Annotated in this window: 13 protein-coding genes and 2 tRNA genes; 3 read left to right on the forward strand and 12 right to left on the reverse strand. The window is 69.8% G+C overall.

The features are described from left to right. Nucleotides 1-33: 33 nt before the first annotated feature. The 3 genes from Q4V64_RS16830 to Q4V64_RS16840 all read right to left on the reverse strand — a co-directional run bounded on the left by Q4V64_RS16830 (nucleotide 34) and on the right by Q4V64_RS16840 (nucleotide 4,776). On the reverse strand, nucleotides 34-390 hold the full coding sequence (locus tag Q4V64_RS16830) for a DUF4233 domain-containing protein (RefSeq protein WP_124442310.1): 357 nt from the start codon (nucleotides 388-390) through the stop codon (nucleotides 34-36). 9 nt (nucleotides 391-399) lie between these two features. Next, on the reverse strand, nucleotides 400-1,920 hold the full coding sequence (locus tag Q4V64_RS16835) for a folylpolyglutamate synthase/dihydrofolate synthase family protein (protein WP_124442309.1): 1,521 nt from the start codon (nucleotides 1,918-1,920) through the stop codon (nucleotides 400-402). Nucleotides 1,921-2,151: 231 nt separating this feature from the next. Then, the gene (locus Q4V64_RS16840) at nucleotides 2,152-4,776 is read right to left on the reverse strand and encodes a valine--tRNA ligase (RefSeq protein ID WP_124442308.1); all 2,625 of its coding nucleotides are present in this window, start codon (nucleotides 4,774-4,776) and stop codon (nucleotides 2,152-2,154) included. A 136-nt stretch (nucleotides 4,777-4,912) separates the two neighbouring features. Here Q4V64_RS16840 and Q4V64_RS16845 point away from each other — a divergent pair, with 136 nt between their 5' ends. Next, the gene (locus Q4V64_RS16845) at nucleotides 4,913-5,947 is read left to right on the forward strand and encodes a hypothetical protein (RefSeq protein WP_124442307.1); all 1,035 of its coding nucleotides are present in this window, start codon (nucleotides 4,913-4,915) and stop codon (nucleotides 5,945-5,947) included. Nucleotides 5,948-6,025: 78 nt separating this feature from the next. On the opposite strand, the gene Q4V64_RS16850 is transcribed toward Q4V64_RS16845, so the two are convergent. The 6 genes from Q4V64_RS16850 to Q4V64_RS16875 form a co-directional block, all read right to left on the reverse strand. After that, entirely contained in the window at nucleotides 6,026-7,243 is a 1,218-nt protein-coding gene (locus Q4V64_RS16850; RefSeq protein ID WP_348540802.1) for an IS30 family transposase, read from the reverse strand. Between the two features lie 105 nt (nucleotides 7,244-7,348). After that, nucleotides 7,349-8,635 carry an ATP-dependent Clp protease ATP-binding subunit ClpX gene (gene clpX, locus Q4V64_RS16855; RefSeq protein WP_095753096.1) on the reverse strand — a complete coding sequence of 429 codons (1,287 nt, stop codon included), beginning with the start codon at nucleotides 8,633-8,635 and terminating at the stop codon, nucleotides 7,349-7,351. A gap of 183 nt (nucleotides 8,636-8,818) precedes the next feature. After that, nucleotides 8,819-9,499, reverse strand: a complete 681-nt coding sequence (locus Q4V64_RS16860; RefSeq protein WP_124442302.1) for an ATP-dependent Clp protease proteolytic subunit — start codon at nucleotides 9,497-9,499, stop codon at nucleotides 8,819-8,821. 49 nt (nucleotides 9,500-9,548) lie between these two features. Next, nucleotides 9,549-10,154 (reverse strand): ATP-dependent Clp protease proteolytic subunit, encoded by a 606-nt coding sequence (locus Q4V64_RS16865; protein WP_124442306.1) that lies wholly within the window; start codon nucleotides 10,152-10,154, stop codon nucleotides 9,549-9,551. 397 nt (nucleotides 10,155-10,551) lie between these two features. After that, the gene (tig, locus tag Q4V64_RS16870) at nucleotides 10,552-11,988 is read right to left on the reverse strand and encodes a trigger factor (protein WP_124442301.1); all 1,437 of its coding nucleotides are present in this window, start codon (nucleotides 11,986-11,988) and stop codon (nucleotides 10,552-10,554) included. A gap of 232 nt (nucleotides 11,989-12,220) precedes the next feature. Continuing rightward, nucleotides 12,221-12,297: transfer RNA gene (locus tag Q4V64_RS16875), tRNA-Pro, on the reverse strand. Between the two features lie 164 nt (nucleotides 12,298-12,461). Between Q4V64_RS16875 and Q4V64_RS16880 the strand changes: the two genes are divergently transcribed. Next, nucleotides 12,462-12,535, forward strand: a tRNA-Gly gene (locus Q4V64_RS16880). A 165-nt stretch (nucleotides 12,536-12,700) separates the two neighbouring features. Here Q4V64_RS16880 and Q4V64_RS16885 read toward each other — a convergent pair. Further along, nucleotides 12,701-12,895 (reverse strand): hypothetical protein, encoded by a 195-nt coding sequence (locus Q4V64_RS16885; RefSeq protein WP_030044846.1) that lies wholly within the window; start codon nucleotides 12,893-12,895, stop codon nucleotides 12,701-12,703. 553 nt (nucleotides 12,896-13,448) lie between these two features. Here Q4V64_RS16885 and Q4V64_RS16890 point away from each other — a divergent pair. Then, the gene (locus tag Q4V64_RS16890) at nucleotides 13,449-14,651 is read left to right on the forward strand and encodes an acyltransferase family protein (protein WP_124442300.1); all 1,203 of its coding nucleotides are present in this window, start codon (nucleotides 13,449-13,451) and stop codon (nucleotides 14,649-14,651) included. A gap of 60 nt (nucleotides 14,652-14,711) precedes the next feature. Here Q4V64_RS16890 and Q4V64_RS16895 read toward each other — a convergent pair whose 3' ends face one another. Together Q4V64_RS16895 and Q4V64_RS16900 are read right to left on the reverse strand one after the other, a co-directional pair. Beyond that, complete coding sequence (locus Q4V64_RS16895; RefSeq protein ID WP_124442299.1) at nucleotides 14,712-17,147, reverse strand: ABC transporter permease; 2,436 nt, start codon at nucleotides 17,145-17,147, stop codon at nucleotides 14,712-14,714. Continuing rightward, on the reverse strand, nucleotides 17,147-17,905 hold the full coding sequence (locus Q4V64_RS16900) for an ABC transporter ATP-binding protein (RefSeq protein WP_124442298.1): 759 nt from the start codon (nucleotides 17,903-17,905) through the stop codon (nucleotides 17,147-17,149). The genes Q4V64_RS16895 and Q4V64_RS16900 overlap by 1 nt, the downstream gene beginning before the upstream one ends. Nucleotides 17,906-17,989: the final 84 nt, after the last annotated feature.

Raw genomic sequence — 17,989 nt, forward strand, 5'->3', positions numbered from 1 at the left:
GTCCCTGTTACACAGCGTCAGATGCGGAGGGCGTCACGCGGGGTCGGGCGTCGAGGAGTCGGCCTGGGCGGCGAATCTCGCCTTCGCCTCGTCGATCTTCCGTCCGTAGTGCACGGACGCCCACCACAGGGCCGCGAAGACCGCCCCCAGGAAGAACATCGACGGGACGATGAAGCCCGAGGCGATCAGGGCCGCCTGGAGGGCCCAGCCGAGGGCGACGCCGCCGGGGCGGGTCACCATGCCGCACAGCAGCAGGCACAGGAACATGGCGATGCCGCTGACCGTCCACACCGTCGACATGGACAGGTCGGGATCCTTCATCGCGACCAGCCCGGCGAAACCGATGATGAAGAACTCGCCGATCAGGGTCGAAGCACAGAGCGTACGCATGGTCGAGTCTCAGCCCTTCCCCAGCAGCAGCCGGGCCTCGCCGACAGTGATGACGGAGCCGGTGACGAGCACACCGCCGCCCGCGAACTCGCCTTCCTCCTCGGCCAGCGTGATCGCCGCCTCCAGGGCGTCCGGCAGCCGCGGCTCGACCTGCACGCGCTCCTCGCCGAACACCTCGACGGCGATGGCGGCGAGCTCGTCGGCGTCCATGGCGCGGTGACTGGAGTTCTGGGTGACGACGACCTCGGCGAAGATCGGCTCGAACGCCTCGAGCAGCCCCCGCACGTTCTTGTCCCCGCTGGCCCCGACCACGCCGATCAACCGGCTGAAGTCGAAGGCCTCCCCGATCCCCTCGGCGGTGGCACGGGCGCCGGCCGGGTTGTGGGCGGCGTCCAGGACGACGGTCGGGGACCGCCGTACGATTTCCAGCCGGCCCGGCGAGGACACGGCGGCGAAGGCCTTGCGGACCGTGTCGATGTCGAGCCGCCCGTGCCGCTGGGAGCCGACGCCGAAGAAGGCCTCCACGGCGGCGAGGGCGACGGCGGCGTTGTGCGCCTGGTAGGCGCCGTGCAGCGGGAGATACACCTCGTCGTACTCCCCGCCGAGCCCGCGCAGGGTGAGCAGCTGGCCGCCGACGGCGACCTGACGGGCCACGACCCCGAACTCGAGCCCCTCCCGGGCCACGGTGGCGTCGACCTCCACGGCCTTCTTCAGCAGCACCTGGGCCGCGTCGACCGGCTGTTGGGCCAGGATGACGGTGGCGTCCTGCTTGACGATGCCGGCCTTCTCGGAGGCGATGGCGGCGAGGTTGTCACCGAGCCGGTCGGTGTGGTCGAGGTCGATGGGCGTGACGACGGCGACATCCCCGTCGATGACGTTGGTGGCGTCCCAGGAGCCGCCCATGCCGACCTCGACGACGCCGACGTCGACGGGCGCGTCGGCGAAGGCGGCGTAGGCCATCCCCGTGAGCACCTCGAAGAAGGACAGCCGGTACTCCTGCTGGGCGTCGACCATCTCGATGTACGGCTTGATGTCCTGGTACGTCTCGATGAACCGCTCGGCGGAGATCGGCGCCCCGTCGAGGCTGATGCGCTCGGTGACCGACTGGACGTGCGGGGACGTGTACCGCCCGGTCCGCAGCTCGAAGGCACCCAGCAGGGCCTCGATCATCCGGGCGGTGGAGGTCTTGCCGTTCGTCCCCGTGATGTGGATGGAGGGATACGACCGCTGCGGCTCCCCCAGCACGTCCATCAGCGCGGCGATCCGGCTGACCGACGGCTCCAGCTTGGTCTCACCCCAGCGGGTGGCGAGCTCCGCCTCGACCTCCCGCAGCGCCTTGTCGACCTCCGGGTCCGCGGGACGCGCGGGGACATCGGCCTGCGGCGGACCGCCCTGCGTACGCAGGGTGCGGCTGCCGGCCTCGATCACCGCGAGATCGGGATCACGGTCGGTCTCGGCCGCGACGATCTCCTCGAAGGGGTCGACGGAATCGGGCTGCTCGCTGTCATCGTGCGGGGGCTGCTCACTCACGGGGCCCAGTCTACGGAGCCCCGGGGGCTCGGGTGCGGCTCGGTGGGGGTCACCGTCCCTGGGGGCAGCCGTCCCGCGCAGCTGCGGGCAGTCGTGCCGCTGGGGCGGCACGGGTGGGCGCAGCGGCACCCCGTAAGCGCCGGGCTGCGCGACCCACCTCACAGCAACCGAAGGCGCCCGGAACCCCAACAGCTCCGGGCGCCTTCACCAACGTACGAACCGTACGAACGCTTACGCCGCCGGCAGCCGATCCAGCTGCGCGGCGATCCGTGCGATGTCCTCGTCCGCCTTCGCCAGCCGCGTCCGGATCTTCTCCACCACATGATCCGGAGCCTTCGCCAGGAACGCCTCGTTCCCGAGCTTCGCGTTCGCCTGGGCCTTCTCCTTCTCCGCAGCGGCAAGATCCTTCGCCAGCCGCTTCCGCTCCGCCGCGACATCGATCACGCCCGAGAGGTCCAGCGCGACCTCGGCCCCGGACACCGGCAGAGTCGCCGTCGCCGCGAAGGACTCCCCCTCCGGCTGCAACCGCAGCAACTGCCGGATCGCCGCCTCGTGAGGCGCCAGCGCCGTACCGTCGAGAGACAGCCGCGCCGGAACCCGCTGCCCCGGCTGCAACCCCTGGTCCGCACGGAAGCGACGAACCTCCGTGATCACGGACTGAAGCGTCTCGATCTCCTTCTCGGCGCCCGTGTCCCGGAAGCCGCTGTCCGACGGCCATTCGGCGATGACCAGCGACTCACCACCCGTCAGCGTCGTCCACAGCGTCTCCGTGACGAACGGAACGACCGGGTGCAGCAGCCGCAGCGTGACGTCCAGGACTTCACCCAGGACGCGCTTCGAGACCTCGGCGGCCGCACCGCCGGCGGCGAACGTCGTCTTCGACAGCTCGACGTACCAGTCGAACACCTCGTCCCACGCGAAGTGGAACAGCGCGTCGGAGAGCTTCGCGAACTGGTAGTCCTCGTAGTACGCGTCGACCTCGGCGACAACGGAGTTGAGCCGGGACAGGATCCACCGATCGGTCGCCGACATCGCCGACGGCTCCGGCAGCGGCCCCTGAACCGTCGCGCCATTCATCAGCGCGAACCGCGTCGCGTTCCAGATCTTGTTGGCGAAGTTGCGGGAACCCTGGACCCAGTCCTCGCCGATCGGGACGTCGACGCCGGGGTTCGCGCCGCGGACGAGCGTGAAGCGGAGGGCATCGGACCCGTACTTGTCCATCCAGTCCAGCGGGTTGACCGCGTTGCCGAAGGACTTCGACATCTTCTTGCCGAACTGGTCGCGGACCATGCCGTGCAGAGCGATGGTGTGGAACGGCGGGGTGCCGTCCATCGCGTACAGCCCGAACATCATCATCCGGGCGACCCAGAAGAACAGGATGTCGTAGCCGGTGACCAGGACGGAGTTCGGGTAGAACTTCGCGAGCGATTCGGTCTGTTCGGGCCAGCCGAGGGTCGAGAACGGCCACAGGCCGGAGGAGAACCAAGTGTCGAGGACGTCCGTGTCCTGACGCCAGCCCTCACCGCTCGGCGGCCCCTCGTCGGGGCCGACACAGACGACCTCACCCTCCGGCCCGTACCAGACGGGAATCCGGTGCCCCCACCACAACTGGCGCGAAATACACCAGTCGTGGAGGTTGTCGACCCAGTCGAAGTACCGCTTCTCCATCTCCTGCGGATGGATCTTGACGCGCCCGTCCCGGACGGCGTCACCGGCCGCCTTGGCCAGCGGGCCGACCTTGACCCACCACTGCATGGAGAGCCGGGGCTCGATCGTGGTCTTGCACCGCGAGCAGTGCCCGACGCTGTGGACGTACGGCCGCTTCTCGGCGACGATCCGCCCCTCGGCGCGCAGCGCGGCGACGATGGCCGAGCGGGCCTCCAGCCGGTCCAGGCCCTGGAAGGGGCCGTGGGCGGTGATGACGGCGTGCTCGTCCATGATCGCGACGGCGGGCAGGTCGTGCCGCTGGCCGATCTCGAAGTCGTTCGGGTCGTGGGCCGGGGTGACCTTGACGGCGCCCGTGCCGAACTCGGGGTCGACGTGCTCGTCGGCGACGACCGGGATGGAGCGGTCGGTCAGCGGCAGCCGGATCAGCTTGCCGACCAGGTGCTTGTACCGCTCGTCCTCGGGGTGGACGGCGACGGCCGTGTCACCGAGCATGGTCTCGGCCCGGGTCGTGGCGACGACGATGGTCTCGTCCCCGTCGCCGTACTTCATGGAGACGAGCTCGCCGTCGTCGTCCTGGTACTCGACCTCGATGTCCGAGATGGCCGTCAGACAGCGTGGACACCAGTTGATGATGCGTTCGGCGCGGTAGATCAGCTCTTCGTCGTAGAGCCGCTTGAAGATGGTCTGGACGGCCTGGGACAGGCCCTCGTCCATCGTGAAGCGCTCACGCGACCACGCGACGCCGTCGCCGAGACGCCGCATCTGACCGCTGATCTGCCCGCCGGACTCGGCCTTCCACTGCCAGACACGCTCGACGAACGCCTCCCGGCCGAGGTCGTGCCGGGACTTGCCCTCCTTGCCCAGCTCCCGCTCGACGACGTTCTGCGTGGCGATGCCGGCGTGGTCCATGCCGGGCTGCCACAGCGTCTCGTAGCCCTGCATCCGCTTGCGGCGGGTGAGGGCGTCGATGAGCGTGTGCTCGAAGGCGTGCCCGAGGTGCAGGCTGCCAGTGACGTTCGGCGGCGGGATGACGATGGTGTACGGCGGCTTGTCGCTCTTCGCGTCCGCCTCGAAGTAACCCCGCTCCACCCAGCGCTCGTACAGCGGCCCCTCTACGTCGGCCGGCGCGTACTGGGTCGGCAGTTCGGTGTTGGGCGCTGGTGGCTGCTGCTGAGCGTTCTCGGTCACGGGCTCAGTTTAGGGGTGTCACGGCGGAGTCCCGAAACGCGTTTTTTGTGTAACGGGCGGGCCCCCGGTGGCATGCGCACGTTCGGTCTGCGCCAGGATGTCTGGATCACATAAGCATCTGGAGGGGAACCCAGAGATGAGCTACAACCAGCCGGGCCCGTACGACGGGCAGCCCCAGCAGCCTGGACCGTACGGTCAGCAACCGGGCCCCTACGGCCAGCCGCCGCAGGCTCCGCCCGCCCAGCCCGGCTACGGCTTCCCCCAGCAGGCTCCCCCGCCCCAGCAGCAGCCCGGCTACGGCTACCCGCAGCAGCCCCCACAGGGCGGCGTCCCGCCGCAGCAGCCGCCGTACGGCCAGCAGGCCCCGTACGGTCAGCAGGCCCCGTACGGTCAGCAGGCCCCCGGTCAGCAGGCCCCCGGTCAGCAGCCGCCCTACGGCCAGGCCCCGTACGGCGTGCCGCAGCCGCCCGCCGCGGGTGGCGGCAAGAAGAAGACGGGCATCATCATCGGCTCCGTCGCCGTCGTGGCCGCGATCGGCGTGGGGGCGTACTTCGTGATCGGCGGGGGCGCCGGCGCGGGTGGTCTGGAGGACGACGGGGCGCACACGCTGTCGACGCCGGCGAAGGCGCTCGGCGAGTACTACCGGGCCTCCAAGGACGGCGCGAGCGCCGGTGCCGATTCGGCCGCGGAGCTGGAGAAGAGCGGCGTCAAGAACGGCAAGAGCGTGTTCGGGTTCTACACGACCATCGAGGGCTACGACCCCAACGACCCGAGCACCGCGCCCAGCCCCGCCGAGGCGGCGAAGGCCAAGAGCATCTCGTTCGTGGGCGTCCACGGTGAGATCGCCGACCCGGAGAAGGCCCTGGACATCTTCTTCGCCAATTTCAAGAAGTCCAGCGAGGAGGAGTCTTCCGAAAGCGGCAGCGCCGGCCAGCCCAAGCTGGTCGGCGAGCCCGAGGAGGTCGACCTCGACGGCGCGCTCATGAAGTGCCAGGCGGCCAAGGGCACGAACCAGACGACCAAGCAGGAGAAGACCGACTGGTTCTGCGCGTGGGCCGACTACAGCACCTTGGCGATGGTGTCGCCGGGTGACGGCACCAAGGACGTCGCCAAGGACGTGGCGGCGGACATCACCACGAAGTTCCGCAAGGAGGCCCGCGTCAAGGCCTGACGCCGGACACCTCAACGGCGAAGGGGCCCCGGTCGGTTGGCGGTTTCTAGGTGTCGTCGCAACACGTGGTTGTGTTGATCAGGCGGTGAGCAGTTTATGCAGGCGCTCGGCTGGGGTTTCCCAGCCGAGCGTTTTGCGTGGGCGGCCGTTCAGCTCGGCGGCGACGGCGTCGAGGTGCTCGCGGGTGTGGACGGCGAGGTCGGTGCCCTTGGGGAAGTACTGCCGGAGCAGGCCGTTGGTGTTCTCGTTCGAGCCGCGCTGCCAGGGGCTGGCCGGATCGCAGAAGTAGACCGGGACGTCGGTGGCGATGGTGAACGCGCCGTGGCTGCCCATTTCCGAGCCCTGGTCCCACGTCAGGGACCGTCGCAGGTGGGACGGCAGGGTCCGGACCGTGGTGACCAGCGCGTCGCGAACGCTCTCGGCGCCGTGGTCGCCGGGCAGATGCAGGAGCATGACGTAGCGGGTGGCCCGCTCGACCAGGGTACCGATCGCCGACTTTCCGTCCTTGCCGATGATGAGATCACCCTCCCAGTGCCCGGGGACCGCCCGGTCCTCGGCTTCGGCCGGACGCTCGCTGATCATGACCATCGGGGTGGCGAACCGGGGCCGGCGCTGCTGGGCCTGGCGGCGAGGTCTGCGCCGGGCGCGTCCGGTGCGCAGGGCGCGGGCCAGTTCGCGGCGCAGCTCACCCCGGCCCTGGACGTAGAGGGCCTGGTAGACCGTCTCGTGGACCACGTGCATCTCCGGCCGCTGGGGAAACCGTGCCCGCAGAGCCTGACAGATCTGCTCCGGGCTCCACCGTAGGTCCAGGTGGTCCTGGATGAAGTTGCGCAGCTGCGGGTTCTGGCCGATCTTCCCGGGCTTCGGACGGGGCCGGCGGGCATCGGCACGGGCCTGGGCCGCGTGCGGGCGGTACTGGCCGCCCGTCGGGTGACGGTTGCGGCGGATCTCCCGGCTGACCGTCGACGGGCTGCGGCCCAGCTCCGCGGCTATCGCCCGCACGGTCGCCTTCTCCCGCAGCCGGTCGGCGATGTGAATGCGGTCTTCCTCGCGCAGGTACCGGGACGGCCCGCAGGGCGCTGCCACCGCGTTGATCGGTGGCAGCGCCTTCCGGTTACCGTATGCCTGACGACCGTTGCGCCACTTCTGGCCGGTCCGGCGGTCGATCCCGACGATCCGGCACGCTTCCCGGTTGCTCACACCCTGCTGCATGAGCCGGGAGTATGCCTCCCGCTCCCTGGCGAGCTTCTTCCTGCCCTGAGGCCTCTCCCGGTCCTTACGGATCTCGAAGTCCATCGCACCCCTTGAACTGGGGTGTTGCAACGACTCCTAGAACCCAAGGTTGACCGGGGCCCCTTCGCTCACGCCTGTGGCTGCCTATTCGCTCACGCCTGTGACCGCCTACGCAGTCTTCTGCTCGCCCGGCCCGCGTCCCCGCGCCTCCCGCGGGATCAGCGTCGGGTTGACGTTGGAGTGGACGACGTCCGCCGTGATGACGACGCGGGCCACGTCCTTGCGGGACGGGACCTCGTACATCACGGACATGAGGACTTCCTCCATGATGGCGCGCAGGCCGCGCGCGCCGGTCTGGCGGAGGATGGCCTGGTCGGCGATGGCCTCCAGGGCCTCGCGCTCGAAGTCCAGCTCCACGCCGTCGAGTTCGAAGAGGCGCTGGTACTGCTTGACGAGCGCGTTGCGCGGCTCGACGAGGATCTGGAGGAGCGCCTCGCGGTCGAGGTTGTGGACCGAAGTGATCACGGGCAGGCGGCCGATGAACTCGGGGATCATGCCGAACTTGACCAGGTCCTCGGGCATGACGTCCTCGAACTGGTCCTTGGCCTCCAGCTCGCGCTTGGAGCGGATGGTCGCGCCGAAGCCGATGCCCTTCGCGCCGGCCCGGGACTCGATGATCTTCTCCAGTCCCGCGAAGGCGCCGCCCACGATGAACAGGACGTTCGTCGTGTCGATCTGGATGAACTCCTGGTGGGGGTGTTTGCGGCCACCCTGCGGCGGGACCGAGGCGGTCGTGCCTTCCAGGATCTTCAGCAGGGCCTGCTGCACGCCCTCGCCGCTCACATCGCGGGTGATCGACGGGTTTTCGCTCTTACGGGCGACCTTGTCGATCTCGTCGATGTAGATGATGCCCGTCTCGGCCTTCTTGACGTCGTAGTCCGCCGCCTGGATCAGCTTCAGCAGGATGTTCTCGACGTCCTCGCCGACGTATCCCGCCTCCGTCAGCGCCGTCGCGTCGGCGATGGCGAACGGGACGTTGAGCATGCGCGCGAGGGTCTGGGCGAGGAGGGTCTTGCCGGAACCCGTGGGGCCCAGCAGGAGGATGTTGGACTTCGCCAACTCGATGGCGTCCTCGCGGCTTTGACCGCCGCCGTTCTCACCGGCCTGGACCCGCTTGTAGTGGTTGTACACCGCGACGGAGAGGGCCTTCTTGGCCGCTTCCTGTCCGACTACATATCCCTCGAGGAACTCGTAGATCTCGCGAGGCTTCGGGAGTTCCTCCCAGCGGACCTCGCTGGTTTCGGCGAGCTCCTCCTCGATGATCTCGTTGCAGAGGTCGATGCACTCGTCGCAGATGTACACACCGGGCCCTGCGATGAGCTTCTTGACCTGCTTCTGGCTCTTGCCGCAGAACGAGCACTTGAGCAGATCGCCGCCGTCACCGATGCGTGCCACGGTGTGCTTCCCCTTCGCCTGGGAGACGCCTAGGTCCAGCGGCTCCTGGTGCTGCCTTATGTCCGACGGTACCTTGCCGGGCCCCCCGTTCGGGCCCCCCTTGGCACGGTTCACTTTGTCGTGCACTTTTGTCGTGCACAGTGCCGAACCGTGCCAAGGAGCGGCAGACGATACAGGGCCGCGTCAGCGGACCTCAGCGTTGTTCATCTTCCGGGTGGAGATGATCTGGTCGATCAGCCCGTACGACAGCGCGTCCTCGGCCGTGAGGATCTTGTCGCGCTCGATGTCCTCGCGGATCTTCTCGATCGGCGTGGTGGAGTGCTTGGCCAGCATCTCCTCCAGCTGCGCACGCATCCGGAGGATCTCGTTGGCCGCGATCTCCAGGTCGGAGACCTGGCCGCGGCCGGTCTCGCTGTACGGCTGGTGGATCAGCACACGGGCGTTCGGCAGCGCCATGCGCTTGCCGGGCGTGCCGGCGGCCAGCAGGATGGCCGCGGCGGAGGCCGCCTGGCCCATGCAGACCGTCTGGATGTCCGGCTTCACGAACTGCATCGTGTCGTAAATGGCCGTGAGCGCGGTGAAGGAGCCGCCCGGGCTGTTGATGTAGACCGAGATGTCGCGGTCGGGGTCCATCGACTCCAGGCACAGCAGCTGCGCCATGACGTCGTTGGCCGAGGCGTCGTCGATCTGGACGCCGAGGAAGATCACGCGCTCTTCGAAGAGCTTCGCGTACGGGTCGTACTCGCGGATGCCCTGCGAGGTGCGCTCGACGAAGCGGGGGATCACATAGCGGGACTCCGCGACGGGACCCGTGTACTCGGCGCTCGTGCGGTCGTACAGGCCGCTGCCGGGGAAGTCGTTCACTGTCTGTCTCCTAGGGGCTGAGGCGGTCGCTGGGGGCTCTGTGGGGGCCTCAGGCCCCGGTGCCGCCGCCGCCCGGCATGCCGGCGGCCGTGGGCATGACCTCGTCGATGAGGCCGTACTCCTTGGCCTCGATGGCGTCGAACCAGCGGTCGCGGTCCGAGTCGCGGGTGATCTGCTCGATCGTCTGACCGGTGTGCTGGGACGTGAGCTCGGCCATGCGCTTCTTGGTGTGCAGCAGCCGCTCGGCGTGGATCTTGATGTCGGAGGCCGAGCCGGCCAGGCCCGCGGAGGGCTGGTGGATCAGGATCTCGGCGTTCGGGAGCGCGAAGCGCTTGCCCGGCGTACCCGCGCTGAGCAGGAACTGTCCCATCGAGGCGGCGAGGCCCATGGCGATGGTCACCACGTCGTTCTTGATGTACTGCATGGTGTCGTAGATCGCCATGCCGGCCGTGATCGAGCCGCCGGGGCTGTTGATGTACAGGAAGATGTCCTTGTCCGGGTCGGCGGCAAGGAGCAGCAGCTGCGCGGTGATCTTGTTGGCAATGTCGTCGTCGACCGGCTGGCCGAGGAAGATGATCCGCTCGTTGAGCAGCCGGTTGTAGACCTGGTCGCCGAGGCCACCGCCGATGGAAGGCTCGCCGGCGGCGGAGGGCATCAGATTCGTCACGTATCCACCTGCTCGTCTTACGACGGCGTCCGGGCCGTCTTACGTGTTCTGCCGGGGCTGGGCCGTTTCGGAAACTTGCCTGCCCTCGTACTCATGGACCCTAACGCGCGGGTCCCTCCGAGGAATCCCGGAGCGGGGGGTGTTCGCTGTCAGCGCAGGTTGCTCGGATCCCGGCGTCGGTGGTCCGTCGCGGGCTTCGCCCGGGCCCCGGCGCGTGTCGCCGTGGGCGCGTCGGCGGTGGACGGCCGCGTGTCCGCAGGGGCCCGTCGCGCCCACGCGGCGGGGCCGCCCACCGGTACAGCCACGCGCCCCTCGGGCAAGACAACGGGCCCTGGGATGCGATGTCCCCAGGGCCCGTCATACGGCGTTCGAGGCGCCGTGGGCGTCAGCCCTCGGTCTTCTCGGTCTTCTCGTCGGCCTCGGCGTCGGCCTCGGCGGCGTCGGCCTCGGCGTCGGTGGCGTCGGCCTCGGTGGCCTCCGCGGCGATCTCCGCGGCCGTCTCCGTCTCGTCCTCGTCGTCCAGGTCGATGATCTCGCCGTTGGTGTCCTTGACCGTGGCCTTCTCGACCACGACGGCCAGGGCCTTGCCGCGGGCGACCTCGCCGACCAGGAGCGGCACCTGACCGCCCTCGACGACCGCCTGGGCGAACTGGTCGGGGGACATGCCGGAGGACTGCGCGCGCCGCATGAGGTGCTCGGTGAGCTCCTCCTGGTTGACGTTGAGCTTCTCCACCTTGACGAGCTGGTCGAGCACGAACTGGGTCTTGATGCCCTTGACCGCGGCCTCGCGGGTCTCGTTCTCGAACTCCTCGACGGTCTTGCCCTGGATCTCCAGGTACTTCTCGAGGTCGAGGCCCATCTGGCCGAGCTGGTGGTGCTCGAGGTTGTGCTTGCGGGTGTTGACCTCGTCCTCGAGCAGCTTCTCGGGAACGGGCACCTCGACGAGCTCCAGCAGCTTCTCCAGGACGCGCTCCTGGGCCTGCGTGGCCTGGTCGTACTGCTTCATGTTCTCCAGGCGCTTGCGGCTGTCCGCCTTGAGCTCCTCGAGGGTGTCGAACTCGGAGGCGAGCTGCGCGAAGTCGTCGTCCAGCTCGGGCAGTTCGCGCGCGGCGACCTGGGTGACCTTGACGGTGACCTCGGACTCCTTGCCGGCCGCCGAGCCGCCCTTGAGTTCGGAGGTGAAGGTGGCCTCCTCGCCGGCGGACAGGCCCTTCACGGCGTCGTCGATGCCTTCCAGCAGCTCGCCGGAGCCGATGGTGTAGGACACGCCGCTGGCGACGCCGTCCTCCAGGACCTCGCCGTCGACCTTGGCCTCCAGGTCGATCGTCACGACGTCGCCGTCCTCGGCGGCGCGCTCGACCGGGGAGGTGGAGGCGAAGCGCTCGCGGAGCTCCTCGACCGACTTCTCGATGTCCTCCTCGGTCACCTCGACGGCGTCGACCTCGACCTCGATGCCGGAGTAGTCCGGGATCTCGAGGGCCGGGCGGACGTCGACCTCGGCGGTGAAGTTCAGCGTCTCGCCGTCCTTCAGCTCGGTGATGTCCACCTCGGGCTGGCCCAGGACGTCGATCTCGGCGTCGTTGACCGCTTCGGTGTAGAACTTCGGAAGCGCGTCGTTGACGGCCTCCTCCAGAACCGCACCGCGGCCGAACCGCTGGTCGATGACGCGGGCCGGGATCTTGCCCTTGCGGAAGCCCTTCACCGTGACCTGCTGGTTGATCTTCTTGTACGCCGCGTCGAGGCTGTCCTTGAGCTCCTCGAAGGGCACCTCGACAGTGAGCCGAACCCGAGTCGGGTTCAGGGTCTCCACGGCGCTCTTCACGGTTCGGTCTCCTTGTGGCTGACTTCTTGGGTTCTGCCGGAACCAGAATGGTCCGGCGGATTCGCCGCCCGGAGACTTCACACGAGAGACACACGGGCGTGCAGCTTGCATAGTAACGGCAGCGGCGACACGCCCCAAAGGCGATCACGGGACGCGATCACCCGAGGTGACCGCGAGGGTGGCCGGTAACGGCCGGTAATGGCCGATCGGCGACCGCTCGGCGATCGGTCGGTGGTCGGGGTGGCGGGATTTGAACCCACGGCCTTCCGCTCCCAAAGCGGACGCGCTACCAAGCTGCGCCACACCCCGTCTGGTGCGACACGTAGGGTACATGCCCGCAGGCGGCGTGGCCGCCGCATTTCACAAGCGCGCGTGCGGACGGCGGCTCGGGCGGAATCGGGTGTGCGGCGAGGGCGCACGACCCGCTACGATGCCTTCGGTGTCGCGGTCATCCGACCTGCGGCGCGTGCTGTGCGGGCGTAGCTCAATGGTAGAGCCCTAGTCTTCCAAACTAGCTACGCGGGTTCGATTCCCGTCGCCCGCTCCAAGAGGCCTCCGGCCCGGTCCTTCAGGGATCGGGCCGGAGGCCTTTCTGACGTCCCGCGCCGTCCGTGGCGTACGGGACGTACCGGACGTACGAGACGTACGGGACGTACATGAGGGCAGGGTTCTGCGGCGGCGGACCATGGCGTGCGCCCAGGGCCGGGCGGCCCTAGAACTGGATCGAGTTGATGGTCTCCGCTATGGAGTTCAGGAACCGTTGGATGTCGTCGGCCATGCCGGTCGACGCGAGGAAGAAGCCGAAGAGCACGGCGACCACGGCAGGGCCGGCCTTGAGCGAGCCTCCTCTGATCAACACCACCAAGATGATCGCCAACAGCAACACCACTGACAGCGAAATGGCCACAACTGATCACACCCTCGGTCGGTCCGCTCTCCCGGCCCGGGGACGCAACCCCGCGCACCCCCGCCAGAACCATCGTGCCACCAACGGGGCCCGCATATGCGGCGCGTGACCCAACGTTGGCCTGAGCCGGACCCGAGCTTGCGCGCGCGCCCGCACGCGCGGGGCCTTCGCCGCAGCGCCCGCACAGCAATTCGACACGACACCCGCACAGGTAAGCACCGGGGAAACACAGGGAATTCGACCGGATCGTTTCCATGTCCACACAACGTGTTCGCAGGTAACTCGAATTGCGACCACAGACACACCGATGACTGACCTTATGCACCATTTAGTCGGGATGAATCGCAACAAGAGGGACGCATATGCATAGGGGTCGCGACATCAACTCCTGGGAAAACAGGGGTAGTCGAAGCCATTAAGCGGGAATGACGTGGAGGGTTTTACGAAAACCCGCGGCCGAGGCTAGGGTGCCTCAGATGTTCCACGCTGCCTCATCCCCCACCTGCGCAGCGAGGCCCCCGATCGTCTCTCCCCATTCCTGGTGGGAGGGTCTGTGACGAACTCGCTGCGACCGCACGGCCAGAACCGAGCGCCACTCCCCCCGGCCCAGTCATCGGCGGGTGGAGTGCCGAGTCCGCGCTCGCCGCAGGACCAGCAGAAACGACAGCCCGCCAACCCGTCCGGCAAACAGCGCGACGCGTTCTTCGACAACGCCAAGTACCTGGCGATCGTGCTGGTGGCGGTCGCCCACTCCTGGGAGCCGATCAAGAGCGACAGCCGGGTCCTCGAGGGCGCGTACATGATGGTGTACGCGTTCCACATGCCGGCGTTCATCATCATCTCCGGCTTCTTCTCGCGCAGTTTCGACATGCGCGCCGACCGGCTGCAGCGCCTGATCACCGGCGTCGCCGTGCCGTACATCCTCTTCGAGACGGCCTACCCGCTGTTCAAGCGCTTCGCCGACGACGCGCCGGACCAGGACATCAGCCTGCTGGATCCCTGGTACCTGACCTGGTTCCTGGTCGCGCTGTTCATCTGGCGGCTGACCACCCCGATCTGGAAGCTGGTGCGGTGGCCGCTGCCGCTCGCGCTGTCCATCGCCATGCTGGCGTCCGTCACGCCGAACATCGGCGACGACCTGGACCTCCAGCGGGTGCTGCAGTTCCTGCCGTTCTTCGTGCTCGGCCTGTGCATGAAGCCGGAGCACTTCCGGCTGGTGCGCCGCCGTTCGGTGCGGATCCTGGCGGTGCCGGTGTTCGCGGCCGCGCTGGCCGTCGGCTGGTGGGCGGTGCCGCGCATGAACACGGCGTGGTTCTACCACCGTGACGCCGCGCAGCAGCTGGGGACGCCGTGGTGGACCGGACCGGTCATGGTGCTCGCCCTGTTCGGCTGCTCGCTGCTGCTGACCGCGTGCTTCTTCGCCTGGGTGCCGGGCCGGACGATGTGGTTCACGGCGCTCGGCGCGGGCACGCTGTACGGCTACCTGCTGCACGGCTTCCTGGTGAAGGGCGGCGACTACTGGGGCTGGTTCGACCACGCCTGGCTGCACCGGCCGCTCGGCGAGATCTTCGTCAGCGTCCTCGCGGCCGTCGCCGTCACCCTGCTGTGCACCTCGCCGGTGCGGCGGCTCTTCCGGTTCGCGATGGAGCCGAAGATGGACTGGGCCTTCAAGCGGGACGCGGCCGACCTGGCCCGCGGGCGCGAACAAGGCGAGAAGCGCGAGCAGCCCGCCGTACGCGAGAAGGTCAACGCCTAGTAGCCGTCGCGATCGACCGATCGACCGCCCCCGCACCGGCCTGACCGGGCGGGGGCGCTGTCATTCGTCCGGCGTGTCGCCGCGCAGGGCCGCGCGGGCCGGGAGGGTGGCGGCCGCAAGGCCCAGGGCGACGATCGTGCCGGCGAAGGCGCCGTACAGCAGCGGCGGTATGTACGGTCCCTGTCCCGTCAGCCCCTTCATCATCGGCACCAGGGTGGCCAGCGCGATCGCCGTGCCGAGGGCGATGCCCGCGAGGGCGACCAGGAGGGCCTCCCAGCGGACCATGCGCAGCACCTGGCGGCGGGTGGAGCCGATCAGGCGGAGCGTGTCGAGTTCGCCGCGGCGGTCGAGGACCGTCATCACCAGCGTGTTGACGGCGGCGACGGCCGCGAATCCGCCGAGGACGGCGGCCATCACGGTGTTCGCCCAGGCGTTGAGCTCGCGGTCGGCGGACTGGGCGGTGGTGTGGTCGGCGCGGTCCCGGACCGTGCCGAGTGCCTTCAGGCCCGCCGCCGTGCCGCCCTTGGTCCACAGTTCCGTGTCGAAGGCGGAGGTGACGTGGGTGGCGAGGTCGGCGCGGTTCATCGTCACCTGGGGCAGTCCCAGGCCGCGTCCGTACGTCGCCACGATCCGCGGCTCGGTCTTCGTGCCGTCGGGGAGGCGCAGGGGCAGGCGGTCGCCGACCTCGCGGTCGGCGTTGCCGGCGAGGGAGGCATCGACCGCGATCTCGCCCGGTTCCAGGGAGAGCCGGCCGTGCTTGAGGTCCAGGTCCTGTACGGCGGCCAGGGCGCGGGCGGATCCGGTGACACCCTGCGCGGAGACCGACGTCAGCACGCCGCCCGAGGCGGGGGCGAGTACCGAGGTCTTCAACAGGCCGACGGCGGCGGTGACTTCGGGGGTGCGCTCGGCCCGTCGTACGGCGTCCGGGGCCAGGCCCGGGTCGGCGGTGACGATGTGGTCGGCGAGGATGCCCTCCCGCTGCTGCCGCTCGATGGCGCGGTCCTCGCTGGTGTGCATGAAGACCAGCACGGAGGAGAACGCCATGGCGAGGACGATCGGGGTGATCGCGGAGGCCAGACGGCGGGCGTTCGTACGGGAGTTGGCGGCCGCGAGGGAGGCCGGGGCGTCGGCACCGCGCAGCGGGAGGCCGAACAGGCCGGCGCAGGCGCGGGCGACCAGCGGGCCGAGCAGGGCGACGGCGAGCATGAACAGCGTGACGATGCCGAGCGCGGCGTTGGCCGCGTCCTCGCCGGTCAGTGAGGCGGCCAGGCCCGCGCAGACGCAGCCGCCGGCCGCGGCGGCGATCCCGAGCGGGGTGCGGATCCAGCCGACGCGCAGCCGCTCCACGGACGCCTCGCCCAGCGCCTGACCGGGCTTGATGCGGGAGCTGCGGTGGGCGGCGGTGTAACCGGCGAGCAGGGCGGCGACGAGCCCGGCGCCGACGGCGCAGACCAGCGGGATCCAGGAGACGGCCAGGTCGACGGCCTCCGGGACCGCGCCCCTGTCCTTCAGCTGCCCGAACCACCAGCGCGCCAGGGCGATTCCGGGCAGGCAGCCGACCGCGCCCGCGAGCGGGGCGACCAGGAGGGTCTCGGTGGCGATGGTTCGGCGGATCTGGCGGGGTTTGGCGCCGACCGCGCGCAGCAGCGCGAACTCGCGGGCGCGCTGGCCGACGGCCAGGGCGACGGTGCCGGCCGCGGTGAAGACGGCGACCATGGTCGCCGTGCCGCCGAAGGAGCCGCCGATTCCGATGAGCACCTCCTTGGCTTCGGCGAGGGTCGGGTCCTCGACAGCGCCTCGGTCGTCGCCGGTGTGGACCTCGACGTGGGGGTGGCCACGCAGGGCGCGGGCGACCTGGGAGGCGAGGGCGTCGGCGGTGACGCCGGGCTCGGGGAGCACGGCGACGGCGTCGATGCGGCCGGGGTGCCCGGAGAGCCGTACGGCTTCGGTGTCGGCGAACCAGACGGTGTCGTGCCCGGTGCCGGTGGTGCCGGAGACCCGGTAGGCGCGGGTGCCGTCGGGGGTGGTGAGGGTGACGCGGGAGCCGACGGTGCCGTGGTCCAGGACCACCTCGCCGGGGCGCGGGGCGCGGCCCGCGGTGAGATGCTCGCGGGTGAACGCGGTGGAGGCCCAGTTGTGGGCGGTGAGCGGGCCGCGCGGGCCGGCGGCCGGGAAGGTGATGTCCGCTACGGCCGTGCGCGCGCCGGGGGCCGAGGCCGCCTTCGCCACCAGGGAGTCGTCCAGGCGGGCGCGGTCCGGGACCGGTTCGCTGTCCTTGCTGTCCCCGCTGCCGTAGTGGGCGCGCTGGTCGGCGGCGGCCACCACCGGGGCGCCCGCGTAGCGCTGTGGCGGCACGGTGGCGCGCAGGCCCGTCTCCAGCAGGATGCCGCAGGCCGAGACGATCGCCGCGGCCAGGACGAGCGCGACCAGCGTCCCGACGAACGCTGCGGGCCGGAACCGGACGGCGGCACGGGCGAGGCCGTTGGGCACGAACATCAGGCGGCCGCTCGCGAGAGAGACGACGGTGCCGTGAGCGCCGTCATGCGGGCGGCGATCCGGTCCGCCGGGGCGCGGTCGAGGTGGTCGACGATCTCGCCGTCGGCCAGGAACAGGACGCGGTCCGCCCAGGCGGCGGCCGACGGGTCGTGGGTGACCATGACGACGGTCGCGCCCTGGATGTCCACGGCCTGACGGAGCAGGCCGAGGATCTCGGCGGCCGTCGTGGTGTCCAGGGCGCCGGTCGGCTCGTCCGCGAACACGACGTCGGGGCGGGTGACCAGCGCACGCGCGATCGCGACGCGCTGCTGCTGGCCACCGGAGAGCTGGCCGGGGCGGCGCCGGGCCTTGTCGGCCAGGCCGACCTCGGCGAGCACCTCGGCGGTGCGGCGGCGGTCGGGGCGTCGGCCGGCCAGCCGCATCGGCAGGACGACGTTCTGCTCGACCGTCAGGGAGGGCAGCAGGTTGAAGGCCTGGAAGACGAAGCCGAGGCGGGTGCGGCGCAGGGCGGTGAGCTTGTTCTCCCCCATGCCCGTGATCTCCGTACCACCGAGGCGGACCGTGCCGGCCGTGGGGCGGTCGAGGCCGGCCGCGCACTGGAGGAACGTGGACTTGCCGGAGCCGGAGGGGCCCATCACGGCGGTGAAGCTGCCGTGCGGGAGCGTGAGGTCGATGCCGCTCAGGGCGTGCACGGCGGTGCGGCCGCGGCCGTAGCGCTTGCGGACACCGTGCAGTTCTACAGCCCAGTCGGCTGCCATACGTGTTTCCTCCGGTCCGTCGTTCGTCGGGCAGGGCATCGCTCGTGGTGATGCGTCGAACGTACGGACCGGAGGTGGAGGTGG

The sequence above is a fragment of the Streptomyces sp. NL15-2K genome (assembly GCF_030551255.1).
Taxonomy (GTDB): Bacteria; Actinomycetota; Actinomycetes; order Streptomycetales; family Streptomycetaceae; genus Streptomyces.